At 45.0% G+C, this 25083-nt stretch carries 21 protein-coding genes; 6 read left to right on the plus strand and 15 right to left on the minus strand.

Annotation, left to right across the window (positions count from 1 at the left end):
* Nucleotides 1-53: 53 nt before the first annotated feature.
* Nucleotides 54-749 carry an L-ribulose-5-phosphate 4-epimerase gene (locus NST33_RS30765; RefSeq protein WP_047840995.1) on the minus strand — a complete coding sequence of 232 codons (696 nt, stop codon included), beginning with the start codon at nucleotides 747-749 and terminating at the stop codon, nucleotides 54-56.
* Nucleotide 750: 1 nt separating this feature from the next.
* A complete protein-coding gene (locus NST33_RS30770) occupies nucleotides 751-2367 on the minus strand; it encodes an FGGY-family carbohydrate kinase (protein WP_221820164.1) in 1617 nt (538 codons plus the stop codon).
* Between the two features lie 434 nt (nucleotides 2368-2801).
* Between NST33_RS30770 and NST33_RS30775 the strand changes: the two genes are divergently transcribed.
* Nucleotides 2802-3893: a GntR family transcriptional regulator gene (locus NST33_RS30775; protein ID WP_339308797.1), complete on the plus strand. Its 1092-nt coding sequence runs from the start codon at nucleotides 2802-2804 to the stop codon at nucleotides 3891-3893.
* Nucleotides 3894-4051: 158 nt separating this feature from the next.
* On the opposite strand, the gene NST33_RS30780 is transcribed toward NST33_RS30775, so the two are convergent.
* Both NST33_RS30780 and NST33_RS30785 read right to left on the minus strand, forming a co-directional pair.
* Nucleotides 4052-4813 carry a leucine-rich repeat domain-containing protein gene (locus NST33_RS30780; protein WP_221820165.1) on the minus strand — a complete coding sequence of 254 codons (762 nt, stop codon included), beginning with the start codon at nucleotides 4811-4813 and terminating at the stop codon, nucleotides 4052-4054.
* A 26-nt stretch (nucleotides 4814-4839) separates the two neighbouring features.
* The gene (locus NST33_RS30785; protein WP_221820167.1) at nucleotides 4840-6783 is read right to left on the minus strand and encodes a hypothetical protein; all 1944 of its coding nucleotides are present in this window, start codon (nucleotides 6781-6783) and stop codon (nucleotides 4840-4842) included.
* A 291-nt stretch (nucleotides 6784-7074) separates the two neighbouring features.
* Between NST33_RS30785 and NST33_RS30790 the strand changes: the two genes are divergently transcribed.
* From NST33_RS30790 to NST33_RS30805, 4 genes are read left to right on the plus strand one after another with little or no spacing between them, the layout of a single operon-like run.
* Nucleotides 7075-8157, plus strand: coding sequence for an iron-siderophore ABC transporter substrate-binding protein (locus NST33_RS30790; protein ID WP_221820169.1), 1083 nt, complete (start codon nucleotides 7075-7077; stop codon nucleotides 8155-8157).
* A complete protein-coding gene (locus NST33_RS30795) occupies nucleotides 8150-9190 on the plus strand; it encodes an iron chelate uptake ABC transporter family permease subunit (RefSeq protein WP_221820174.1) in 1041 nt (346 codons plus the stop codon). The genes NST33_RS30790 and NST33_RS30795 overlap by 8 nt, the downstream gene beginning before the upstream one ends.
* Nucleotides 9187-10218, plus strand: coding sequence for an iron chelate uptake ABC transporter family permease subunit (locus tag NST33_RS30800; protein WP_221820175.1), 1032 nt, complete (start codon nucleotides 9187-9189; stop codon nucleotides 10216-10218). Before NST33_RS30795 ends, NST33_RS30800 begins: the two co-directional genes overlap by 4 nt.
* Nucleotides 10218-11018: an ABC transporter ATP-binding protein gene (locus NST33_RS30805; RefSeq protein WP_221820176.1), complete on the plus strand. Its 801-nt coding sequence runs from the start codon at nucleotides 10218-10220 to the stop codon at nucleotides 11016-11018. Before NST33_RS30800 ends, NST33_RS30805 begins: the two co-directional genes overlap by 1 nt.
* A gap of 60 nt (nucleotides 11019-11078) precedes the next feature.
* On the opposite strand, the gene NST33_RS30810 is transcribed toward NST33_RS30805, so the two are convergent.
* The 5 genes from NST33_RS30810 to NST33_RS30830 form a co-directional block, all read right to left on the minus strand.
* Nucleotides 11079-12293 (minus strand): HAMP domain-containing sensor histidine kinase, encoded by a 1215-nt coding sequence (locus NST33_RS30810; RefSeq protein WP_221820177.1) that lies wholly within the window; start codon nucleotides 12291-12293, stop codon nucleotides 11079-11081.
* Nucleotides 12294-12542: 249 nt separating this feature from the next.
* Entirely contained in the window at nucleotides 12543-13682 is a 1140-nt protein-coding gene (locus NST33_RS30815) for a 5-methyltetrahydropteroyltriglutamate--homocysteine S-methyltransferase (RefSeq protein WP_221820178.1), read from the minus strand.
* Between the two features lie 192 nt (nucleotides 13683-13874).
* Entirely contained in the window at nucleotides 13875-15728 is a 1854-nt protein-coding gene (locus tag NST33_RS30820; RefSeq protein WP_221820179.1) for a hypothetical protein, read from the minus strand.
* 11 nt (nucleotides 15729-15739) lie between these two features.
* Nucleotides 15740-18031, minus strand: coding sequence for a glycosyltransferase family 2 protein (locus tag NST33_RS30825; RefSeq protein ID WP_339306271.1), 2292 nt, complete (start codon nucleotides 18029-18031; stop codon nucleotides 15740-15742).
* Entirely contained in the window at nucleotides 18031-19125 is a 1095-nt protein-coding gene (locus tag NST33_RS30830; RefSeq protein WP_221820181.1) for a bifunctional glycosyltransferase family 2/GtrA family protein, read from the minus strand. Before NST33_RS30830 ends, NST33_RS30825 begins: the two co-directional genes overlap by 1 nt.
* A gap of 377 nt (nucleotides 19126-19502) precedes the next feature.
* Here NST33_RS30830 and NST33_RS30835 point away from each other — a divergent pair, with 377 nt between their 5' ends.
* Nucleotides 19503-20246 carry a YheC/YheD family protein gene (locus tag NST33_RS30835; protein ID WP_339306273.1) on the plus strand — a complete coding sequence of 248 codons (744 nt, stop codon included), beginning with the start codon at nucleotides 19503-19505 and terminating at the stop codon, nucleotides 20244-20246.
* Between the two features lie 84 nt (nucleotides 20247-20330).
* On the opposite strand, the gene NST33_RS30840 is transcribed toward NST33_RS30835, so the two are convergent.
* From NST33_RS30840 to NST33_RS30865, 6 genes are all read right to left on the minus strand, one after another.
* Nucleotides 20331-20672: a hypothetical protein gene (locus tag NST33_RS30840; RefSeq protein WP_221820183.1), complete on the minus strand. Its 342-nt coding sequence runs from the start codon at nucleotides 20670-20672 to the stop codon at nucleotides 20331-20333.
* A gap of 170 nt (nucleotides 20673-20842) precedes the next feature.
* Nucleotides 20843-22200, minus strand: a protein-coding gene (locus NST33_RS30845) for an IS3 family transposase (RefSeq protein WP_339306276.1) whose coding sequence is annotated in 2 segments (ribosomal slippage) — nucleotides 20843-21747 and nucleotides 21747-22200 — 1359 coding nt in all. Because the reading frame shifts where the segments join, the coding sequence is not laid out codon by codon here.
* A 165-nt stretch (nucleotides 22201-22365) separates the two neighbouring features.
* Nucleotides 22366-22926, minus strand: coding sequence for a DUF4303 domain-containing protein (locus tag NST33_RS30850; protein ID WP_339306279.1), 561 nt, complete (start codon nucleotides 22924-22926; stop codon nucleotides 22366-22368).
* Between the two features lie 28 nt (nucleotides 22927-22954).
* Entirely contained in the window at nucleotides 22955-23233 is a 279-nt protein-coding gene (locus tag NST33_RS30855) for a hypothetical protein (RefSeq protein ID WP_221820185.1), read from the minus strand.
* Nucleotides 23234-23245: 12 nt separating this feature from the next.
* Nucleotides 23246-23863 (minus strand): hypothetical protein, encoded by a 618-nt coding sequence (locus tag NST33_RS30860; RefSeq protein WP_339306281.1) that lies wholly within the window; start codon nucleotides 23861-23863, stop codon nucleotides 23246-23248.
* Between the two features lie 336 nt (nucleotides 23864-24199).
* Nucleotides 24200-24745 (minus strand): 50S ribosomal protein L25, encoded by a 546-nt coding sequence (locus NST33_RS30865; RefSeq protein ID WP_339306283.1) that lies wholly within the window; start codon nucleotides 24743-24745, stop codon nucleotides 24200-24202.
* Between the last annotated feature and the right edge of the window lie 338 nt (nucleotides 24746-25083).

Raw genomic sequence — 25083 nt, forward strand, 5'->3', positions numbered from 1 at the left:
ACACTAAACCACTTGGAAGCCAGAACATGCTTCCAGTCACTGTTATAACCTAATTACTTCTGTCCGTAATACGCGTCTTTTCCGTGTTTTCGCAGATAGTGTTTATCCAAAATGCCTTGCGGCAGTTCTTTCGCGAAGTTATTTAACTGCCGCGCGTACAGGTTCATTTTGCACACTTCCTCCAGCACGACACTGTTCACCACCGCAGACTTGGCATCTTTCCCCCATGTAAACGGTGCGTGACCATGGAGCAACACTGCCGGAACAGCCATAACATCAATCCCACGCTGTTCAAACGTTTCAATAATGACGCGTCCCGTCTCTGCTTCGTATCCGCGATCAACCTCGTCCTGGTTCAGGAAACGTGCGCAAGGCACCGCCCCATAGAACGTGTCCGCATGTGTTGTTCCCATCACAGGTACGTCCAGTCCGGCTTGCGCCCAGATGGTCGCCCATGTGGAGTGTGTGTGCACGATGCCACCAATCTCCGAGTAATGCTTATATAGTACGGCATGAGTTGCAGTATCCGAGGAAGGTCTCATCTCACCCTCCACCACGTTACCGTCCAGGTCAACCACAACCATGTCGCTTGCTTTCATCACATCGTAGCTAACGCCACTTGGTTTAATTACGAACAGACCGCTTTCCCGATCGATTGCGCTGACGTTACCCCAGGTGAATTTTACAAGTCCGTGCTTGGGCAGTTCCAGATTCGCCTGGAATACCTCTTCCTTCAGTTGTTCTAACATGTTATTCCCTCCCGTTCTCTACCAGATGATCTACGGCTGATTGCTCAATCGCAAGTCCACTCCGGTAGCGTTCGATAAATGCTTCAAACCCTTTCACATCCGATGCATCCGGCGCCACTTCGACTCCCTCAACATCGTTAAAGACTTTCTGCTCCAGGAACACATCCAGGCTCTCCTCTTGATCCTTGTTAATCATGTACGAAGCCAGAAGCGCCATGCCCCATGCGCCGCCTTCACCAGCGGTAGACATTACCGACACGGGTACGTTCATCGCAGCAGCTACAATACGTTGTCCGACAACAGGGGTCTTGAACAGGCCACCGTGAGCCAAAATGCTGTCAATGGCTACATTCTCTTCTTCCGTCAAAATGTCCATACCCAGCTTGAGTGCACCGAAGGCACTGAACAGATGTGTCCGCATGAAGTTTGCCAGATTGAAGTTGCTTTCCGGGGAGCGGGCGAACAATGGACGGCCTTTCTCAAGTCCCGTAATGTTCTCACCCGAGTAGTAACCGTAGCTGAGCAAGCCACCACCATCAGGGTCTGCCTCCAAAGCCTTCTTAAACAACACGTTAAACAACTTGGCGTTATCCACTTCATATCCCATTGCTTGAGAGAATTCACGGAACAGTCCAACCCATGCGTTGATATCACTTGAACAGTTGTTGGCATGCACCATCCCTACTGGACTGCCATCCGGCGTGGTGACCATATCGATCTCGGGATACACTTTGGACAATTCCTTCTCTAGTACGATCATCGCAAATACGGATGTGCCGACGGAGATGTTCCCCGTACGTTTTCTCACGCTATTTGTTGCCACCATACCCGTTCCGGCATCGCCTTCTGGCGGGCAGAGCGGAATGCCTGCTTGCAGATCATGCGAAGGGTCGAGCAACTTGGCTCCCGCTTCCGTTAGCTCACCTGCATTCTCACCCGCGAGATATACCTTGGGCAGAAGGTCCTCAACTTTCCACGGATAACCTTTGCCTGCGATCTGTTCGTCGAACTGTTGGATCATGGATGGATGATAGTTATGTGTAGACTCGTCAATTGGGAAAATGCCTGAAGCATCGCCGATCCCAATCGCCTTATTGCCCGTCAGCAACCAGTGGATGTATCCAGCCAAAGTTGTCAGGTGATCGATCTGTGGCACATGCACCTCTTCGTTCAAAATCGCTTGGTACAAGTGGGCGATGCTCCAGCGTTCCGGAATATTGAATTGCAGAAGCTCTGTCAGCTCTCTTGCAGCTGCTCCCGTCGTAGCATTACGCCAGGTGCGGAAAGGTACCAGCAGTTCGCCCGCCCTATCCAAAGCGATATATCCGTGCATCATGGCCGAGAATCCGATAGAACCAACCGTTCGCAGCGTAATTCCATATTTCTGTTCCACATCTTGCTTCATCTCACGATAAGCCGTTTGCAGACCTGTGATGATATCCTCCTGGTTGTACGTCCAATATCCATCTTTCAGGAGGTTCTCCCATTCATAACTGCCTGACGCGATGGTCTCAAAACGTTCGTCAATCAACACCGCCTTAATCCGCGTTGATCCAAATTCAATTCCAAGTGAAGTAGCGCCCTTGGTAATGGCTTCTTTCAAATCCAATTGACTCATAATCACGTGTATCCCCTCTCCGGTCGCGATTTCCATCCCAAAGGATGCATATATAAGGTGAAGCTTCTACTTATGGCAGTAGCTAATAATGAAATTTTGTATAAATGCTTCCTGTTGTGTTTTCAAAGAATGCGCTTTCCTTTTCTAACAGCCTTAGTATATTTTTTGTACGTACATTTGTCAATAATATATAATAGTTATACTTACAAAGGGTACATAATGCACTTTATTTGATGATTGAAAGGTCTTATAAGGTCATAAAACGGGTATGTTGTAAGGTACACCTCTATTTAAAAAGGCCGGATATGTACGGTTTATTTCAAAAATTGTGCTGTTTTATATGCATCTTATCTGAATCATGCTAAAATATGTACGTACAACTATTTGAACAATAACGTTTATATAGATGAGTAACGATGAAAGAAGTGGACTACGTGAAGCCAAAATACCAGGTCATCATTGATGATATAAAGAGTCATATCCTCTCGGGGACATATAGCATAGGCGAACAGATCCCCACCGAGTTGGCATTACAGGAAAGCTACACCGTAAGTCGCCAGACGGTGCGGAAGGCTATTTTAGAGTTGTCAAACGAAGGATTTTTACGAAGCGAAAAGGGGTCAGGGACCTACGTTAGCAATCAGTATCGATCACGATCAGGCGTAAACACGTCGAAGAAAACGATTGGTGTGATCACGACATACATCTCGGATTACATCTTTCCATCCATTATCCGTGGCATCGAGAGTCGTCTGAATGAGGACAACTACTCGTTACTGCTGGCCAGCACCAATAATGATGTGGCACAGGAGAAAAAAGCCCTCGAAATGATGCTCTCCTACGGCGTGGATGGCCTGATTGTCGAACCGACCAAAAGTAATCTGTACAATCCCAACATTGCGTACTACCTGTCCTTCAAGGAGCAGGATGTGCCGTTTACGATGATTAATGCATTTTATGAGGAGCTGGAGGTTCCGTTCTTCTGCCTGGATGACGTGCAATCCAGTTATCTTGCCACTCGGGAATTGATCTCTAAAGGCCATACCCAGATCGGCATTATTGCCAAAATGGATGATCTACAAGGCAAGTACCGGATGAAGGGGTACATCAAGGCGCTGGGTGAAGCGAAGTTACGGTTCCATCCTGAGCAAGTGCTTTCCTTTGATACCGCATCGAAACCGGATTTATCTTATAATGTAGCCACGTATCTGGACGAAAACAGGGATGCGCTCACCGCGATTGTCTGTTACAACGATGAGGTGGGACTGGAGGTCGTGAACGCCTGTAGGCAACTCGGCATCTCGATCCCGGATGAGTTATCCATCATTGGGCAGGACAATTCGTATATTGCCAAGAACGCCAACATCCGGCTAACAACGCTAACCCATCCCCAAGAGCAAATGGGCCGCGATGCTGCCGACTGGGTGATCAAGAATCTGCAAGGCAAAAAGGATCTGCCAACGAACACCTACTATCAGCCGATGCTGGTTGAGGGGGAGACGGTGAAGGAGATCGTAGTGGAATAATATTGTTGTGGGACGAGCGTTAAGTTGTTACCGAGCGTTTCTGTCCAACATACTTAAAGAAGGCCGTCAGAATATCTGCGGCCTTCTTTGTTTTTGTTCAATATAATGAGGGATTAACTTCTTTCTTACATATACATATACATTTTCTCTAATCAAAACTACTTCGCCTGACCCTCTTCATCGCTTATCAGACTTACAACGACGCCTTTCTTCTCCAAGTTTTTCACAACCTGCTCTGCACGCTCATTCAACGGATTGTTAGCCAAATATACCTCTGTTAGATGTGGGATGGTTTCGAGCACTGTAATATCCTCGATGAGGTTATCTTCTACATATAGATACTCCAAGGTCGGATGATTTTTTAAAGGAGTCAGATCCTGAATTTTATTATCGTTCATAATGACCCATTCCAGCTTTAACTTCTGAAGAGGACTTAGATCAGTCACCTGATTACCACTGGCGAGTAGACTGGTCAGCTTACGCATATTTTTTAATGGAGCCAGGCTTTTGATTTTGTTATCGTCCATAACCAGATTTTGCAGATTAGTTAGACCTAAAAGTGGTGAGATATCTGCAATCTGATTGCCTTCAACAGCTAAGAACGTCAATTTTTTCAACTTGTGGAGTGGCTTAATATTTTTTATATTTTGATCAGGCAAGAATATATCCGTCATATTAACGGCATGTTCAAGACCTTGCAGGTTAGAAATCTTACTTTTTAATTCCATAGCATATAGAGATTTTAATTTTTTCAAATCGGCAGCCTTTATTTCCTTCTTAGCCGACATCTTCAGATCTGCTCGAATAACTTTGGCCAGGACCGGGTCTTTGATAAGCGATGCAGCCGAGATAATAGTGGTCGGTAATAGTACAAAAACCAAACATAAAACGATCATACTTTTGATGAATTGATTACGCATATAGATTCTCCCTTTAAGCATCTTAATTAGTGGCTCCGTTTCAAGGAGTTGAGGTCAGCCGTAACGATTTTACCTGTATTTCCAAAGACGTACACTTTCCCTTTAAACTCCACCGCATCGTACCAATCGTCTACCGTCAAGACATCCTGCTTGGTCCATTTCTCAGCGTCATCGGAAAGGAAGATGGAACCTTCACTGCCGACAGCAATGAAGAGATTGCCCACGTATGAGATGCCAAAGAATCCAGTGTTCATTCCACGAGCATATAATTCATCACGGAACTCTGTCCTCGCCCATTTCTTACCGTCCTCTGAAGTCAAAATAACCGCACTCTGTGCATTCCCATAGTAACTGGCAGTGGTCACGACAAATTTTCCGTCACCCCATACCACATCGAAATTATGTCCAGGAAATCGTGCCGGGATTTCGTTCCACTTCAGACCATCCTCGGAGACGAGCAAAAGTCCTTTTTCTCCAACGGCTACCAGTGTTGTGCCGTTTGATGCCATCGCATTGATTTTTTTCTTTACATTAGTGTTTAGGATCCTCCACGTCTTCCTATCCTTGGAAGAAAGAATCGTGCCGGCCTCACCTGCCACGTAATACGTATTATTGGCATACAGCACGCTCGTAAGTGATTGAGTTGTCGGGGATTTAATGTCCTTCCACTTTCCCCCATCAACAGAGGACATCATCTTCCCGTTATCTCCTACCGCAAAAAAGTCCTTCCCTGACCATACAACTCCCCGAAGTGGATACGCTTGATCCACATAAGAAGATTGCCATTTGCCAGCCGTGTTCATCTTTGCAGAACCCTGCGAGCTGACGGAAAGGAAGTTAAGCTGGCTAAGATACCCACCCACCAGCACCAGCCTATCCTTGCTCACTGCTGCTTCATATACGTTACTCGGAAGCACAAAAGGATATCGCTTTGTCAGCTTCCATTTGCGCCCATCCGCAGATGTTTGAATACCAGCATCCGTAATCGTTATATACTGTTTGCCGTTGTGAATGGTAAAAAACGGGTTCTGCTTAGGGCTAGTTGCAAACCCAGCATCGCTCCAGCTCTTACCATCCTTGGATGTCCAGTTGACCTCCTTCAGGACATGATTGGCTTTATTCACATATTCAAAACCAAAAATATAAAACCTGTCCTTTGCCCAGTACACCTTGGACCAAAAGGCTTTAGAAGATATGTATGTCCATTTCAGTCCATCCTTCGAGGTCATGATCGTTGCATCCCCTACAGCAACAAAAACTCCACCGCCATAGGTCATATCCCAAACTTGCTCATAATTAGGCTGATTGGTCTTCACCTTTTTCCAGGTGATTCCGTCTTTGGATACCGCTACGACTCCGCCTTCATAACCTTGAGCCACGAAGGTATTATTGCCCCATGCTACGGCTGTAAAATTGGTGGAGATACCTGTTTTTCGCTCGGTCCACGTTAATCCATCCTCTGAAGAGAAAATCTTTCCTTCATATGTTGTTCCACCAACTGCAATATATCGTTTCCCGTTCCATACGGCGTCTTTTAAAAATCTTATATGTATTGAATTATTTAACTTCTCCCATGACAGACCATCAGTGGATGTCCATACGGTTATGATATCTGCTTCCTCACGAAAACCCATGAATTCTGACTTTCCATGAATAATCAAACTAAAATCTACTGGATTCCCGGTATAGATTGTCTTCCATGTAACTCCGTCCTTAGAGGTTTTCACATAACCTCCGGCAGCTGGCATCATATAAATCCCTCCACCATAGGCAATGGAATGGGAAACTCCACTATTTAACTCATCCAATGAAGACCAATTAAGGCTCAACTGACTTTTTACTACAGCATCCTCAATGTTCGCAACTTCACCCTCTGCCTGGGCAGGATGTACAGAAATTAGGGAAAACAGCAGAATCGTAGTTAACAGCAGAGGTATTACTTTTAGTGAAAAAACTAGTGTGCGACTCATAGTTATCTCCTTACATTATTTAATACTAGAAATATACCATGATCTGGAATGCAATACATCGATAATATGTTCATCCCTTTCTAATAGAAACCCCTAATATGATATGAGCCTTTACAATTTTTTCATTGACACTCCCTTTGATAAAAAGATATATTTATTGATGTTGATAATCATTATCAGGTATATAAAACGTTTTATATATCTACTTGTTCACATCCCCATGGATGTAATGGATCAATCAGGATGTTAAGCACTACCAAATACATTTTAAGATTCAGGAAGGGGAAACACATGAACACAAAGAGAAAGTTTCCATTAACGGCGTTACTGGTTTCACTAGTCTTTATCCTGGCATTGGTAGGTTGTGGCAACCAAACAGCTGAGCCAGCAGCAACTCCTGCTGCAAGTGACTCGGCAGCTCCAGCTACAGAAACACCAGCCGCTACAGATGAGAATGCCGGATATCCAATTACGATCAAGCATGCACTGGGCGAAACGGTTATTGAGAAAAAGCCTGAGCGTGTAGCTACTGTACAATGGGCGAACCAAGATGTCGTTCTCGCGCTTGGACAAGTTCCTGTAGGCTTCTCTGCAGCTAACTTTGGTGTTCAGGACGACAGCGGACTGTTGCCTTGGACAGCTAAGAAACTCGATGAACTCGGTGTAACCGACCCGAACGTTTTCCAAGATACAGACGGACTTGATTTTGAAGCGATTTCCGATTCCAATCCGGATGTTATTCTTGCAGCATACTCCGGTATTACGCAGGAAGACTACGATCTTCTTAGTGAAATTGCTCCAGTTGTAGCCTATCCAACGGCTCCATGGGCAACAACATGGCGTGAGCAGGTTACTTTCAATGCGCAGGGTATGGGGATGGAAGCAGAAGGTGAGCAATTGATCAAAGATACTGAGGCTATGGTCAACGAAAAATTAGCAGCATATCCTCAGATCAAAGACAAAAAAGTGGTTTGGGTTAACTTCTCCGCTGAAGACATGTCCAAACTTCATATCTATACACCTGTAGATTCACGCGTGGCCTTCCTTGGTGAGCTAGGGTTGGTTGTTCCAGAGAGTGTCACTAGCCAAATTACAGACCCTAACAGCTACTCCCTGAGCTTAAGCGCAGAGAATGCTGAAGCCCTTAATGATGCAGATATCCTTGTTGGATACGGAGATGCTGAGTTGCTAAAAGCTATTCAAGCTGATCCTTTGCTGGGTAAAATCCCTGCGGTTAAACGTGGTTCTGTAGCGTTCATTGAAGCAGATACACCTTTGGTTGCTGCTGGAACGCCAAACCCACTGTCCATTTCCTACACGATCGATGATTACCTGAAACTAATTAGCGGAGCTATCGACAAGATCAATGAATAGTACATCGCTTTCGAACGATAATCACATACGAGCACATGTCCCCAAGAACTTCATCCTGGTGTTAGTCATTTGTTTCATTCTGCTCGCTGCAACTATGATTGCCTCACTGGTCTTTGGCTCTAGACCCGTGAGGTTTCATGAGTTAATCGACGGATTATTTCACCCGGAAGTAGACTCTTATGGGGCAAACATCGTGCGCAAACGGATCTCCCGAACAGTCTTCAGCTTGTTATGCGGGGTAGCACTCGGCGTATCAGGAGCACTGATGCAAGCCGTTACTCGGAACCCACTTGCCGACCCAAGTATATTGGGTGTCAACACAGGGGCATCCCTGTTTGTGGTTATCGGTATTGCATTTCTGAACATCAGCAGCGCCAATCAATATATCTGGCTGGCACTGGCCGGAGCTGCAATAACAGCTGTGTTTGTATTCGGGATCGGCTCAATGGGGCGTGGCGGAGCCACGCCCATTAAGCTTGTTTTGGCCGGAGCGGCCATAAGTGCCGCGCTCTCCTCACTCGTCACCGCCATTATGATCCCTCGTTCTTATGTCATGGATCAGTTCAGGTTCTGGCAAGTAGGCAGCGTAGGATCGGCAACCTGGAGTGGAATCAGTACGTTCATCCCGTTCCTAATCATCGGCGTACTCATTGCGTTTCTTACGGCTCCGGCACTAAATGCGCTGGCGCTGGGTGACGATGTTGCAACAGGACTCGGTGTTCGCACAGGAACACTTCGATTCATTGCGGCTCTTGCAGGGGTTCTATTGTGCGGAGCAGCTACTGCACTGGCTGGACCTATTGGTTTCATAGGATTGTTATCCACCCACGTTATACGCCTAATACTGGGACCTGACTTACGTTTTGTCATACCGGTGTCAGCGGTAGCTGGAGCGATCATTCTAACGATATCCGATGTCGGTGGCAGACTCATCAGCAACCCTGGGGAGCTTGAAGTCGGAGTTGTTACCGCATTTATAGGTGCTCCAATATTAATCATCCTCGCGATGCGATCGAAAGTGCGTTCATTATGAGAGATCAATCGATTGAATTTATTATGGCGGGCAGACGTCATCGACGTCGGCGCTGGATACTTGTCACCAGTCTCCTTGCCATACTTGCATGTGCTCTTTGCTGCGCCATGCTTCTGCTCGGCAACACAATCTATCCGGTTAGAGATGTCATCAGCTCCCTTGCGGGAGAGAAGATCAAAGGTGTGTCTTTTGCCGTAAATACGATACGTCTACCAAGAATGCTTACAGGTCTCTTTGCCGGATTTGCCTTCGGCATTGCAGGTTATACCTTCCAGACCATGTTGCGGAACCCATTGGCGAATCCTAATGTTATCGGGATCACGTCAGGTTCAAGCGCTGCTGCTGTGTTTTGTATCGTCGTACTTCATGCAAGCGGAGCCATTGTTTCCTTGGCTTCAGTGATTGCAGGTCTCGCTACGGTATTGTTCATATATGTACTCTCCAGAGGAAAAGTGTTCTCCATCGGACGGTTAATACTTATCGGGATTGGTATTCAAGCCATGCTTGATGCGGTCATCTCCTATCTCCTACTGGTTAGTTCTGAAAAGGATATTCCTGCTGCAATCCGATGGCTCACAGGCAGTCTGAACGGTTCTCAGATGAGTGAACTGCCACCTCTCGTGATTACCGTACTGATCTGCTCACCCATCATCATGATGTTGGGCAAACATCTCAGTATATTGGAACTCGGAGAACAATCGGCATTCTCACTAGGTGTGGATACGGACAAAACCAGAATTGCACTTATTGTGAGTTCCGTCTGCATGGTTGCCATTGCTACCGCGACTACAGGTCCGATCGCCTTTGTCTCCTTCCTTGCGGGACCTATCGCGAAGAGGCTCGTAGGTGTTGGCTCCTCGAACATCATCCCGGCTGGTTTGGTTGGCGTTAATCTGGTTCTAGCCTCAGATCTCATCGGACAGTTTGCTTTTGAGTACAGATTCCCCGTAGGCGTCATTACCGGATTGCTCGGAGCACCGTATCTGATCTTCCTGTTAATCCGAATGAATCGTAAGGGGGAGTTATAATGAAACCAACACATGTATTTGAAGCGAAACAACTCGTTGCGGGATATGAAAATAAAACCATTATCCACGGTGTGGACATTGTTATACCGAGTAATAAAATAAGCGTCATTATTGGCTCTAACGGCTGTGGTAAGTCTACCCTTTTGAAAACGATGGCCAGGCTCATTAAGCCTACATCCGGCAGCATTACGCTGGACGGCAAAGCCATCAGCAAGATCCCGCCCAAGCAATTGGCTCGTGTGATCGGATTACTCCCACAGTCTCCCATTGTTCCAGACGGTATTTCAGTAGCGGATCTGGTTGGCCGCGGAAGGTTTCCACACCAATCCTTGTTCAGTGGCTGGACCAAGAAGGATTATGAGGCTGTCGTAGAAGCCATGACCATCATGAACATTACCGAGTTTGCCAATCACAATATTGATGAACTCTCGGGCGGTCAACGTCAGCGTGTGTGGATTGCGATGGCGCTAGCGCAACAGACGGATATCCTTTTTCTCGATGAGCCTACAACCTTCTTGGATATCACGTATCAAGTCGAGATTCTGGATCTGCTTACCGAGCTGAATCGCAAACACGGAACGACCATTGTAATGGTACTACACGATATCAACTTATCAGCACGGTATGCAGATCATATCTTTGCACTTCATACCGGAAAACTTGTTGCTGAGGGTAAACCTGCAGAGGTGATAACCGCAACACAAGTGAAAGACATTTTTGGATTGGAATGTACGGTCATAGAAGACCCCGTCTCGGGATCACCGATGGTGGTGCCGAAAGGGCGATATCATGCTAGATAGACGAATAGCGGCAGTTGCGACAAAGATCCCTTTGTCCTACTGTCGCTATTTTATTTTGGTCTAATCCATTTTAGCTATAAAGCGAATCGTCACCGAGGTCCCCTGAGCTTTTGCGCTGTGATATTCGATCGTTCCCTCATACTTTTCCACGATATTATAGCAGATCATCAATCCAAGCCCCGTTCCATTTGTTTTCAATGAATAAAACGGAGTCCCCAGTGACTTCACCTCTTCCTCCGTCATGCCGCTTCCCTGATCCGAGATCCTTATCTCTACCCATTGCTTCACTCGCTTCGCTGTTACGTGGACGGTTGTACCCGCATCCGAAGCTTCTAATGCATTTTTGATAAGATTGATCAGCAACTGCTTGAACTCAATTGTATTAATGAGAATTATGCAATCCTCATCCACCTTCACATCCATATGTTTGTCCGATAACATCGCATAGGAGCTGAGCAGACCCGTCACACCTTCAAGGACCTCCCTTACATCGACCTTCTCTGGTCTCAGTTCTCTATTGGGTTTGGCAAGGGTCAGAAATTGAGAGGTCACCTGTTCGACAGTATTCAGTTCATCAATCATTAAGGCAAACTTATTCCTCACCGGCTGCTCAAAAGAGTGATCCTCTCGATATAGCTGCAAAAAACCTCGCACCACCGTCACTGGATTACGAATCTCATGAGCGACAGCAGCTGTTAGATGAGCGATCATCTTCAAACGCTCTGTTTGTTGTAGCTGCTCAAAATAAAGTTCCTGCTTTTTCATTCGAGAAACGCTCAGATGAAAAATAAGAAATAAAATGACCTGACTTCCCATAATATTGATAAAATTGCCTACCACATCTGTATGTATATATGCATACTCATTCCCTTGGTTATACAGAAGATTATAACCAAACGTAATGAGGAGCAATATTCCATTGAGAATTAACGAGAAATAAAATAATTTCAGATCATAGAACAGGATGGCGAGGGCTGGAAGTAGACTTATGAGAATGTAGGTTGTCCAAGACTGGGGATATAAAAGAGCAAGCGTATAGAAGTATGCAAATCCGATCAGAATGATGCTCAATCTGAAGGGAAACGTCTCAAACTTGGGATATATCAATAAACATACAGTGAGAACGGTTACGCATAAGCAATGGATCATATAACCCACGGTAATCCCATTCAATTCTGTCGTGGACAGGATTAATCCCGATAACATCAGAGCAATAATCGCTAGCATTGAAATATAATACGTTTTCCGATTCATCTGACTGTGCAATTCTTTCATGAATTCACCACTTTTGAATGGATTTCTACAGTATTTCTACAGTATCATTGTATCTTATTTGGTGACCTGCATACTATGGATTCTGATCAAATTATTGAAGCGGATGAGCACATTTAATATTAACATTCACTTCGAAAAAGATTACACTAAAAAGCCATACGGATGTTGTCCGTACAGCTATTTCGCAGTTGTTTTTGTTCATACACAACATGTGATTAGTGACGAATGAAGATAAGAAATTTTACTTCCTTACTTCCAAAGCTCTTCGGCAATTTCCTTAATGAAGGCAAGCTTGCGCCATTGCTGTTCCTCGGTCAGATGGTTGCCTTCTTCCGTGGAAGCGAAGCCGCATTGTGGACTCAGGCAGATTCGATCCAGATCAACATATTGTGTAGCTTCCTCAATCCGTTTCAGGATATCTTCCTTGTTCTCCAACTCTCCGAATTTGGAAGAGAAGAGCCCAAGTACAACCTGCTGATTGTCCTTCAGGAAACGAAGTGGTTTGAAGTCACCAGCCCGTTCCGTATCAAACTCCAGATAGAAACCAGAGTAGTTATCGATGCTCAGAAGTGTCTGCGCAATCGGCTCGTAACCGCCACCGACTCCTGCAAATGTCGAAACATAATTACCGCGGCAGACATGAGTGGTTACCACGAGGTCTTCCGGCAGGCCAGATACCACATCTTCGTTCAGTTTTGCGAGTTCGTTTGCGTACTCTTCCACATTGACACCAATCTGCTCCATCACTGTGATGAACTGTTGGTCACACAATGCACCCCACGTACAATCATCAATCTGGATGCTGCGGCAGCCGGCTTCATAAAAAGCCAGAATGGATGCTTTGTACGCCCCAGCAATGTCCGAGAGAAGCTCTTGGCGGTTCGGATAGATGGCCTGTGTGCTTTCCTTATTATCTGCCCGGTCCAATTCGAATAGGAACTGTGCAGCTGCTGGGATGGACTGACGGGCAACAACGTCTTCCCCAGCCGCTTCTTTCAAGAAGGCATAATGAGCTACAAATGGATGACTGCTGTAGCTGATTTTGCCGCTCAGACGAGCTGTTTCCGGTCTGGATGTCGCACCGTTGAATCGGTAGCCTTCCTCAATGATTGTCCGCTCTACACCATCCAGTCCCCAGAAGAAGTCCAGATGCCACCAAGAGCGGCGGAATTCGCCGTCCGTTACAGCCTGAAGGCCAACCTCTTTTTGTTTCTGTACAAGTTTCACAATCTCGGCGTTCTCCACTTCATTCAACTGTTCCGTGGTAATTTCGCCGTTTTGGTATTTTAATCGGGCATCCTTCAACGCACTCGGGCGCAGGAAACTGCCCACAATATCATATCGAAATGGAGTGACTGTTCGTTGTTTAGGTCCTGTTTGTACGCTCATAGTTTAATCTCCCCGTTTATCATTATAGAATTAAATATAACATATCCGATCGGAATAGCTGTTCTACGAAAGAGTTATAGCCCGCTATAGGTATTAGCTATAGCGGGCTATATTTAAGGAGAATCTATATACAATCATGTATTCAATCTTACCTGACCAGATGTCCGGAACAGGATCTCAACATCGATGATCTCAAGTCAACGTAAGAACGATCTGATCCCCGGAACGGGTGATTCTGTAGATACCCTCCTGCATGTCGATGCCATAATGCTTTTTCAGCAACCACTTGGCGTTGAGATCGGTCTCGACAACCACCAGATAATCGTAGCCGCTCAGAAGGTTATCCATATTATCCTCATAGAACAACACAATCCCGTCCACATGAGGAGCATACAAGAAATACTTCCCTACATATTGCATGTAATAGTTCGTGACCTGTTGGTCCCTGTCTGAGGCGTAGAAGAGATATCTGTTGTTATCCTCCTGCCCACCTGAGTACCACCGATCACCAGTAACCGCATGAATCTTGTAAGGAAGCGTTGTATCATAGCTTTGGGCGATAGACACGATACCATTGTATTCGGACAAAAGGATGGTGGCTGCAACCGCCATACAGCCGATAATGCCTTTTTGATAATGACCTTTTGTCTCAACTGTCTTAAAGGACTGATAATCTGGTACTTCACCGATCCGATAGTGGAATGATCGCTCCAGGTCGATCGCAGCGCACAACACCAGCCCACCGGCGAATAGCACCACGATACTTGATGCATAACGCTCAAATCCAGCCAGGACAATTGCTTCATCCAATGGCATGGAGAAGAGATACAACGCCAGAATACCCGCATAGTACAGTAACAGCACAACGTCCAAAGCAATTAATGCTTTCCACAAGTTCCACTTCTTCTTGAGCACAACGATGGCAAATACAGATGCTGCAATCGCGATAAGCTGGAAAATAACAATGCCGATCACTGGCCGTGTCGTCAGATCCGTACTGGCCTTCAGGAAAGTCCACAGAATCTCACGCATCTGCTCTGGCGTTTTGCCGGCTTGAATCCCCGAGGTAGCCACATCGAACTTGTTATCAATCCCTTGGAACACCGTCGCCATTCGCCAGCTCCAGCCAAAGTAGGGAATCAGCGCACCGCAGATCGTACCCACTACAGCGAGCGCTGTTTTCCAATCGAACTTTTGTTTATGTTTTAGCCATGTATACACTAGGAAAATCAGACCGATCGCAGCGAAAATAATACCCGTGCTTTTGATGATGGTCAGTAATCCCGCAAGCGGAAGAACAACAATACATGCCTTTTTGATCTCATTACGATATTGGTAGATCACCGCCAGGATTGCGAGCGCGTAGATCGGAAGCAAGAAATCCACGAGCAGGTTGGTGATCCGAATCGTAAGATTGAAAAACGAAAGTGTAGATAACCCGAGCCCGAGAAAAGCGTACAGAAGAAAGCGTTTCTTCTCCGAAACAATGCCAAACATGGCATAAAAACAGGAGAAGATAAGTAATCCCTGTGCCAAGAGCATTACGGACTGGGAGTGCCCCATGAAGCGACAGACATAATAAATGAAAGACGAAGTCCCAAGCGGATAGTTTTTAAAATCAATCAGGTTGGAGTCTGGCGTTGGAAAGGCATCTGTACTCAGCATCTGCTTCAGTACGATAGCCCAGTGTGAGAAATTATCGTAATGTGTTAATTGGTTCTGAAAGAGCACCAGCAAGAAAACAAAAGTCCCTGCCAGGAATGAAAATTGGAATATAGAAAAGGACATCCTTAATGATGCCCCTCGGCGCAACCTGAGAAACAACATTCCCCCATATAAAAGCAAACCTGCAATCAGGATGACAAGGCTGCCCGTAAAGAGCTGCCCTGCCAAACCACTCAGAAAAACAAAGCAAGCAATCGAGGAAAACACAAATACAGGGATGAACTCCCAACGTAGTGAAAGAGCCTTCCGTACAAACTGCATATAACCAAGAAAGGAGAATATCAATAAAACTCCCATCACAAAATGAAGCACAATGAGCATCTCTATCTCTCCTAACCCTCTCTGGTGGAACGATCGGAATGTGGCTGAATCAAATCAGTCAGCAATTGGTCGATCAGGCCCTTCTCCACAATATCATCGATATTCTCCACCGAGAGAAGCACTTCACGCTCACGGGCTGTCGTTTTTCCCGTATGTTGCAAAATGACTTCAATATTACTCTTCGTATAAAAGGTAACGACCGCTCCTGCCGCAATATCACCATGGAAACCCGTCGCGGAGAAGAAACGATAATTGAAGCTGCGCAGTGTACAGCTAGCATCATTGGTGAAATGAACTGGAAGCTGAAGGGATAGCCGCGGCATTTTTCGCTGATCCGATCTGGGTTGAACAATCCGTTTTTTCACATTACGTAACATATCGTCATAAGCCGTATCCCACAGATTCATCTGCTCTGGCAATGAGTGTTTACGGTCGTAGATGATTTGCATGTATTGGCGGTTATCATTCTCATCAATCGGCTGAACCGTTGCGGAGTAACGCCAGCCCTCCCCATCCTGTTTCACATAAACGATGACTGCATCGAGATTGGCCTCATACCGGTCGGTTTTGACAACCAGAGAGATGATCTTCTGCTCAGCCAAATAAATGGGATAAGGAACATAGAAGGCAATACCTTGCTCAGATACATCCACCGTTTTGGCCTGATATCGCAGATTGTTGGCTTGGTCGTGAATCGTGACATCTTCCTGCGCCCGAATCCGTTCTGTCTCCCGATACGCACGGCGGCCAACCATGAAGAACAGGGCGTAACATAGCGCAATCATGTTATGAATTAGCCAGAAAATAATGATACTGCTGAAGAACAGCGCAATGCCGTACTTGCCATTCACATACCGAATCACGGCTGCAATGGAAAGCAACAGCAAGAAGATATGCGGAAGTGCATATAACAGAGCAGACATCCATTGTCGACCGCTTGCTCTGCTTTTGTTGGTGACCTTGAATTTTTTCTCACGAATACCCAGCGTCTCCAGGAGAACCGGCCAGATCAAGTAAGGCATGAATATGGTATCGATAACCTGACTCCATCGCTGATTCCGAATATTGCTGGACAGATATCGCATGGATACACTATAGAAGAAATAAGATGGAAGCCAGAATATTAGGATTTGCCAGAAGGTTGTATTCACAATCTGGAAGTCGAATAACGCAAACAAAATAGGTGCCAAAATGAAAATCAACCGGTTAAAGAAGGACCACCAGTATAAGAAACTGCTTAAGTAGGTCACCCTCGTCCAGAAAGGAAGCTTGCCAGATAAGGGTGCACGCGTATTCTGCAGGCTCTGAATGATACCCCTTGCCCAGCGAATCCGTTGCTTAATCATACTCTTCACTGTTGTTGTCGTCTGCCCGGCAGCTTGAACCTCTTGAGTTGCGTAGGTAATATAACCTTCCTGCTGCAAGCGGATGCTTGTCTCAAAGTCCTCAGTGATTGTATTGAGTGGAAAACCTCCGATGTCTTCCATGCCCTGCCGGGAAATGATCGTATTACTTCCTGTATAGGCTACCGCATTGGAGGCATTACGCAGGATGTTCACTTCTCTGGAGAAGAAATCCTGTTCATTCGGAATACCTTGCTCTGCATACAGGTTGAACTGGAATAGATCCGGATTGTAGAAACTTTGCGGGGTCTGTACCAGACCAAGCTTGAACTTAGGGTCCATCTCGTCCTCTCGGCGAGGACGCCATACCTTATTCTCCTTAATAAACGTGGAGAGCATGAAATAGGGTACCGTTTTCATCAAAAAGGTGTGCTGTGGAATCATATCCGCATCAAACGTTGCAATGAGCGGCGAAGAGCTTTTGCTCAGTGCATTGTTCAGATTACCAGACTTGGCATCCTTGTTTCCGGGGAACCCCAGATATCCCACACCAAACTGTTTGGCAAGCTCCTCCACCTCAGGTCTTGCTCCATCATCACAGAGATAGATATGAACCTTCTGTTTGTCCGGGTAATCCATGAACGTACAGGCATTAACGGTTTTATATAACAGATCAACAGGCTCATTATGCGTAGCAATAAATACATCCACATCCGGATAATACTCCGGCGGAACGATTGGAAAATCGAGCTGTGTACGTTCTTTTTGCATTTTTTGAAAGAATAATTCAAAGGTTGTCAGTACGGTGACCGTCTCAGCCACAATCAGCAGCATACCAAAAATGACGTTCAGAACGCCCTCACCCCATGGCAACGTAAAGAACGTACGCCATACCAAATAAATCGACATCAGGATCATCGTGATGACAAAAAAGATATTCTGCCTTTTTTCGTTTTGCACTACAACTGCTTCCTCCTTGCTGCAAATACCCATCTTCGCTGCAATTGGAAACTGAGCAGGAACAGCAAGGCATCACAGACGAATTTCGCCAATTTCTCATCTACGAAGAGAACGGTATGGAATATATAAACACCGGTACTGGACAGCAAGATCACTACTCCGCATAACGTTAGATAGCGCCATAGACTGCCCTGGCTATCCTCCTTGCGGAATACAAAGTGTCTGTTCAGTACATAGTTGACTACAATGGAAATAATTCTCGCAATCACGGTTGCCAGCAGAATTCTTAAATAGTGCTGCTCACCCAACATGGGCCGCAATGCGTCGATCAAAAACCAGGCGATGCCCAAATCCACGACCGAACTCGCCACCGACGATGAGATGAACCGCAGGAAATTGGAGAACAACACCCCCATGACCCGAGCACTATCCTGGATCGCTTTAAAATGAGTGCCCGCATTGCCATTTTCATAAATGACTTGAATTGGCATGGTATGAATCGGAATGCCCGATTGGATGCACGAGATGAGCATCTGCAGCTCATATTCAAATCGAGTGCCGCGAACATCCTGCATAAACGCAAGTAACCCTGGACCGAAGGCACGAAGCCCAGTCTGGGTATCTGACAGCTTTTTACCATACAGCATGGCAAAAATAAAGGAGGTCATCCGATTGCCTAACAGGGACTTTGGGGGTATATTCCCCTCGCTGAAGTTCCTTACCCCGAGCACCAACGAATCCGGATGAAGCCTTGCTTCTTGGGCTATGCGGTATACATCCTCAGCTGCGTGTTGTCCGTCTGAATCAGCGGTTACGACGAAGGAAGATGCGTCGAATTGCTGACCAATATACTCAAATCCGGTCTTGAGTGCCGCACCCTTCCCCTGATTTTCCGCATGTGTCATCAGAGCACAACCGTTCTCGCGAAGCTCCTCGAAAATCGACTGGTAGGCCTCACCAGATCCGTCGTCCACAATAACAATATTAGTAAATCCATACTCTCGCAATTGCCTTACATAGGCTGGAAGTCTCTCATCCGGTTCAAGCGATGGAATGAGGATGATCGTTTCGCCGTTTTGTCTACCTATAATCATCCTGATAAGCCTCAATTCGACATATTTTCACAGATTCTTTTTTGAATATTGTGAGTATAACACCGAAAAGGCATACAGTAAACGAATAACTTGTATATATATTGGTAAAAAAGTTGCACTCTTTTATAAGCTAATTCATAGGCGAAAAATACTAGTAGAGGGTTAGTCTAGCACTACTCAAACAATTGCACATTTGGCTCTCGTTTCAGCACATGTACCAGCATGGCGTGAATGAACGCCTCCCCAGAATGCAGTCGTTCCTCGTATTAGTTCATCTTCTGTCTCCATCGACCGATTGGACATGCTTCCCACTTACAAATCTAGACGAATGGCCACTTATGCGGATCACGAATTTGAATTAGAATGACCGTAGACGATTGAAAAAGGCTGTGATTCCAATGTTATTCGAAAGAGACAAATGGTTGCAGTATGGCATTCTGCGCGATGAGCCCTCTCTTGCAGAACTGTTGCCAGAGACACAGTTGCTTGAGAAGGATACGCTAACGAAGATGCTTCTTCAGTATTCCAGCGTTGTACTGAAACCTCGTAATGGCAGTTACGGAAGGGGTATCCTGTTCATTAAACGAAGCGGTGCAAATGCTTATCGTATTCAAAATGAAAATAACTCAGTCACCATGAGAGACAACGTGCAGTTAGTCGAATGGTTCGAACAAACAATCAAAAGTGATGAATATATTATCCAAAAGCGTCTGCAGCTTGCTCAAATTAAACACAGGCCGTTCGACATTCGGATTATGGTTCAGCGCAAAAAGGGTTCCTCGTCCACTTGGAACGTGACAGGTTCCTATGCTAAAGTCGCAGCACAAGGATACCAAGTCACCAATGTGAATAACCGCCCCATTCCCGTTATTAAAGCACTGAGACTAGCTCGAATTGGAGATCGGCGCTTACTTGTCAAAGCGGAACAAGTTGCACGATTAGCTGCCAAACGATTGGGAGAGCATTACCCCATGCTTAGACAAGTTGGGTTCGATATAGCCATCGACAAGAAACGGCGAATTTGGATTATCGAAGGCAATTATCAACCGGATTTGCGCCCTTTCCGACTTATGAAAGACTCCTCGATGCACCGCAGAATATTATGGTACAAGAAACACTAAAACGAAAAAAGACGACCTGCCTGCTAGCCCGGGCAAGTCGTCTCTTCATGTTTCGTACCTAATCTCGATATTAATCCTCTTCGGTTATTTCCGGCATTTTCTAATCGTACTTGTAACACGTGTCACTCGGAACTGATTTACCCCTACCTGTATAATGGCGAACTGGCTGTACGAAGTACCAGAAGAGGTATACGGTTCAGCCTCAATATTTCCACTCGGTGTTCTAACCGTCGCGGTGATTCTAGTTACCAGGCACACACCACGGTCGGAAGATCTCCAAGTCTCGTCACGCTGAACACTATATCTGTCGTTGCTACAAAAGATGGATGCATACTCCACTACTCCACTCGCATTAAACGAAGTCGAGTTATAGATCTGAACAGGGTCATAACCACCTCTAGGTGCTCCAGGTCTTCTATTTCCCATTCTCAAAACCTCCTTTTTTATTGATAGTCTATTAAATGCAATTAAATAGTTTTGGTGAGGTATAAATGTGGACAAGGTAGAAAAAGTGTGTTTGTACACTGTTGACAAACACGAAAAAAACCACCCTTTAATGTATGAAGTGACCCCGTAAAGTTAGACAGATTATATCTTTAGGCAACTTGTTGGGCATGAATCCGGTATCGTACCGGACTCATGCCTTTTAGTTTTGCCTTAATGCGTTTGTTGTTGTAATAATCGATGTATTTGGATAGCTCTTGTTTAAAATGTGAGACACTTTCAAATTCCTTTAAATATAATAATTCGGATTTCATGATGCCAAAGAAATTCTCCATGACGGCGTTATCGTAGCAGTTACCTTTACGGGACATACTTTGCGTGATGCCACGTTCTTCAAGGGCATGACGATACGGTCTCATCTGGTAGTGCCAACCTTGATCCGAATGAATGAGGAGTTTATCTTTATTTGTTAAACTGCAAAATGCTTGATCTAACATCGTGGAAACAAGCGAGTAGACCGGTCTTGAACCAATCGTATATGTAATGATTTCTCCGTTATACAGATCAAGTATGGGAGATAAATATAGTTTTTCTCCGAATAATTTAAATTCTGTAATGTCCGTAACCCACTTCTCGTTTGGCCTTTCAGCGTGGAAATTGCGTTCTAATAGGTTCGGTGCAATCTTGCCAATTGTCCCTTTATACGAACGATATTTCTTCATACGTACCAAACACTTTAATCCCAATACTTTCATCAAACGCTGTACCTTTTTATGATTTACATGGTGTCCACGATTGATTAACTCGTCGCGAATACGACGATAACCATAGCGTCCCTCATGCTCCTTATAAATCGCTTGTATCATGTCTTTTAGCTCTAAATCCTTGTCTACCGTACCAAACGCTTTTACCACGTAATAATACGTGCTACGAGGGATATCTGCTAGCTTTAGAAGTGCTTTCACCGAAAATTCGTTCCTTAGTTCATAGACTACTTGAGCTTTGTCTTGTTTGGTGATTTTTCCTTGTTTCGAACTAAGGCATTCAACTTTTTTAAATAAGCATTCTCCATTTTCAAACGCTCTACCTCTGCTTGTAAAGCCTCTACAGATCCTTCTACTAGCGTTTGATTCTTCTGTGCTTTAGATCCTTTTTTCATGGATGAGCGCCCCTTTTTCTTTGGTTGAAGGGCGTCTATCCCTTGTAATTCCAAGCTTTTTTGCCAACTTAAAAGGGTACTATGGCTAGGAATATTAAATATAGCAGCCGTTTCTCTAACAGACGTCCCAAATTCGTTCATATAATGAAGTACGTCTAGTTTAATCTGCGCAGGATATGATGTATAGCCCTTTTTAAAAGCTTTTTCACCATGATGCTCATATTGTCTAATCCAGTTTAAAAAGCCAGAATGGTGAAGCCCGATTGATTTTGCAATGCTTTTCAAGCTTTCTGATCCCTTTTTATAACGCATAACGGCTTGTATTTTTTCATCTGAACTGAATTTAGTCATGAAAAAACTGCACCTCCAATTGGTAGTTGTGTCTAACAATTGGGGTGCAGTTCATGTACAAAGGTGGTTTGCGAATTATAGACCTACTGTCACTACCATCTTATTGAGCCAATTAGTCGAAACGGTACATCATAGACGGTCAAAACTCCCCAAATGCAGATGCTTCTATTCTGCCGCCTCCACCAACCATGCTTGCATAGCCGGAGATTCCGCCCGATTCAAACGTAAGGCGATTTCAGTGTTAATCTTATCCGGCGGCATGACTTCAACAAGGACACATACGGACTCTCGCGGTTGATTTAAGGCAAATATGCCTTCATCATCGAGCATTTTCATCGCCAGCTCCATGGCTTTCAGCCTCACATCCAACTCGCGATTCCAATCATCATTCTCCAGTTCCGCAATGAAAGGACGCTCGTTATATCGTTGTTTGACACCGTCAAAGTGATCATCCCCAAAACAACAATAGGGCGAATCCGCATACGACCATTTGATGAGATCCGCAATCGTGGATACCGGCGTATCACTTTCCTCTGCTTGTCTAGCCGATTCCAACGCCAAAGCTTCCCACGACCATGCAGAAATGCTTGGCATATGTCCTTCGCCAGTAGTGTATAACGTACAATAATAGTAACGTTCACCATTTTCAAAAAGGGTGCAAAAAGATTTTCTGGCGGCAGCAGCGATCTCTATGGCCAGTGTCTCTATTTCTTGCATTGGCTTCATGAATAGAGTTCCCCTTTCCATTCGTTGATCATTTGCCCCTTCGATATGAATTGGCTATTTGGACTAGATACCAGACACCCGCACCCACAAGGGCAGCAGACACCAGATTGATGCAGCCAAACACGATGAGTGACTTTGCTTGGCCTGGACCAATCCGGAAAGCCGTAACAAGCTGGAAGACAGCCGGTAGCAAAAATGCCAGCCAGGAGATGGTTATAAGCTTTTCTGTTCTGAAGCTCCACCACACTGCGGAACATGAGGCAACTAGCAGTACCCAGGTACAGATAATATTTAGGGCGAACGTCATTTCGTCCCCCTCCTATTTGCCATGAATCACAAGTCTATATTTACTGAAGATCCACGATTGGCTCAATTCGTGCATTGCATCATGGCTTATACGCACAGAGGGCTTTTGCTCCTTCATCGCATCTGCATCAAGGGCTGAGAAGCGAAGGGGTTTGGTCATTTTTTTGATAGTTTCTCTTATTTCATCGAAAAATGCATAGGTCAGCGGCTTATGGTCCCGGATATCCTCATAAATATAGTACTTTCCTTTTTCATCTTCCAAATTAACTTGAAAACCTTTCGGAAATGAAAGCAAGATACACGGCAGTTCATCCTCTGCCCATTGTCCGTGATATGGAAAAGAAACCCCTTCATTTCTTACAAAAAATCCTGAACTTTCTTGATCTGATGCAATAGAAATAGAGTAAACAAAGAAGGGATGGATGTCATATCTCTTTTCTCCTGCCACAAAATACTGATAGAACGTCTGATACTCCTCGTACACCTGATTATAATCATGCTCTGTTCGGGCAGCATTGGTACGATAGAATTGCGCTTGCCGATGCTCCAAAAGCTGCAAAAGGCTTTTAAACTCTTCAGGAGTGATGAAGAATCTCAGTTTATAGAATCCGCTATTCTTTAATTTGTCCATTTCTTTTCGCTCACCGCCCTGTTTAGAAATGTTATGCCAATGACCTTAGCGGTTCAGGTTCAACTATATATGTATCTTATTTCCATTATAGTGATTACCTTTCCTGAGTCTACCTACTTTACACCTGAATTTTGCGAATGAACTTTGAAAAGGTAGCGAAATATAAGGATCATTGCGCTTGTACGCGAGCAAAAAACATACGTGAGGTGAATTCCAGACTACCCGCCTTGTGAGGTTGGGAGCACGCCAACATCTCGTAATCAGCACAAATTAGCCGTACGGATGATCACCCGTACGGCTAATTTTGAATTATTCAGCTTTGCGAATTTGGAATTGTTAAGGTTTAACTACAGAGAGAAGAGACTCATTCCCCTCAGAGATCACCGTCACATCTGGTGCAAACGTTGCATCACTTACATGTAACGTTTCTCCAAGTTCCATAGTACTAATGTCAAATTCAATCGACGTTGGCAAGTGTCTCGGCAATGCCTCCACTTCAATAGAAGATAATTGAACCTGCACGACTCCGCCCTGTTTTGTACCGATCGGTGTGCCGTTGAACTTCACAGGAATTTTAGTACGCAGGATCTCATTGGTCTGCACCTGTTGAAAATCCACATGAAGTAAATCCCGTGTAACTGGATCACGCTGGAGATCTTCCAACAATACAGTCAATGAGTCTTTCTCTTCAAACTGCAGTTCGATAAAACCAGACGTACCCTGCTTCAACCATTTTTGAAATTGTATTGTTGGAATATGAATCATTTCATTCTCCGTATTTTTGCCAAAAACAATACCTGGCAAACGCCCGGATTTACGTAAATCCCTAAGTCGGGATGTATTTAATGGAATGCGGTTCTCCGCTTGAAAACTAGTAGTCATGCTATGTTCGCTCCTCTTTATTAAATGATATTTTCACATTTTTTATACTCATCCAACCATCCCCTGTTGGGGCTAAAGAGAGAAACATAGCATCACCACCTCCATATACGATCCAATTGATTTTAAAATACATTTAATGTAAGCACCCATAATATACATGAAGGCACTCTACTCCGAAGAGTAGAATGCCTATGGGATGCTTCAACCCTATCATAGAAACATAGATTTGTCGATTTAACACGCCATTTCCCATTTTGACGACTGGAACAGGCCTTCATGTCCATGAGCACCTTATTTCGAGAAAAAGAAAAATCGCGTCCTCTAAGGAGAGAACGCAA

This window comes from Paenibacillus sp. FSL L8-0435, assembly GCF_037965655.1.
Taxonomy (GTDB): domain Bacteria; phylum Bacillota; class Bacilli; order Paenibacillales; family Paenibacillaceae; genus Paenibacillus.

Excerpts from the sequence above, each read along its gene's own strand:
- NST33_RS30765 (WP_047840995.1), bottom strand. The coding sequence starts at position 749 with ATGTTAGAACAACTGAAGGAAGAGGTATTCCAGGCGAATCTGGAACTG.
- NST33_RS30770 (WP_221820164.1), bottom strand. The coding sequence starts at position 2,367 with ATGAGTCAATTGGATTTGAAAGAAGCCATTACCAAGGGCGCTACTTCA.
- NST33_RS30780 (WP_221820165.1), bottom strand. The coding sequence starts at position 4,813 with ATGCGTAATCAATTCATCAAAAGTATGATCGTTTTATGTTTGGTTTTT.
- NST33_RS30785 (WP_221820167.1), bottom strand. The coding sequence starts at position 6,783 with ATGAGTCGCACACTAGTTTTTTCACTAAAAGTAATACCTCTGCTGTTA.
- NST33_RS30790 (WP_221820169.1), top strand. The coding sequence starts at position 7,075 with ATGAACACAAAGAGAAAGTTTCCATTAACGGCGTTACTGGTTTCACTA.
- NST33_RS30795 (WP_221820174.1), top strand. The coding sequence starts at position 8,150 with ATGAATAGTACATCGCTTTCGAACGATAATCACATACGAGCACATGTC.
- NST33_RS30800 (WP_221820175.1), top strand. The coding sequence starts at position 9,187 with ATGAGAGATCAATCGATTGAATTTATTATGGCGGGCAGACGTCATCGA.
- NST33_RS30805 (WP_221820176.1), top strand. The coding sequence starts at position 10,218 with ATGAAACCAACACATGTATTTGAAGCGAAACAACTCGTTGCGGGATAT.
- NST33_RS30810 (WP_221820177.1), bottom strand. The coding sequence starts at position 12,293 with ATGAAAGAATTGCACAGTCAGATGAATCGGAAAACGTATTATATTTCA.
- NST33_RS30815 (WP_221820178.1), bottom strand. The coding sequence starts at position 13,682 with ATGAGCGTACAAACAGGACCTAAACAACGAACAGTCACTCCATTTCGA.
- NST33_RS30820 (WP_221820179.1), bottom strand. The coding sequence starts at position 15,728 with ATGCTCATTGTGCTTCATTTTGTGATGGGAGTTTTATTGATATTCTCC.
- NST33_RS30830 (WP_221820181.1), bottom strand. The coding sequence starts at position 19,125 with ATGATTATAGGTAGACAAAACGGCGAAACGATCATCCTCATTCCATCG.
- NST33_RS30840 (WP_221820183.1), bottom strand. The coding sequence starts at position 20,672 with ATGGGAAATAGAAGACCTGGAGCACCTAGAGGTGGTTATGACCCTGTT.
- NST33_RS30850 (WP_339306279.1), bottom strand. The coding sequence starts at position 22,926 with ATGAAGCCAATGCAAGAAATAGAGACACTGGCCATAGAGATCGCTGCT.
- NST33_RS30855 (WP_221820185.1), bottom strand. The coding sequence starts at position 23,233 with ATGACGTTCGCCCTAAATATTATCTGTACCTGGGTACTGCTAGTTGCC.
- NST33_RS30860 (WP_339306281.1), bottom strand. The coding sequence starts at position 23,863 with ATGGACAAATTAAAGAATAGCGGATTCTATAAACTGAGATTCTTCATC.
- NST33_RS30865 (WP_339306283.1), bottom strand. The coding sequence starts at position 24,745 with ATGACTACTAGTTTTCAAGCGGAGAACCGCATTCCATTAAATACATCC.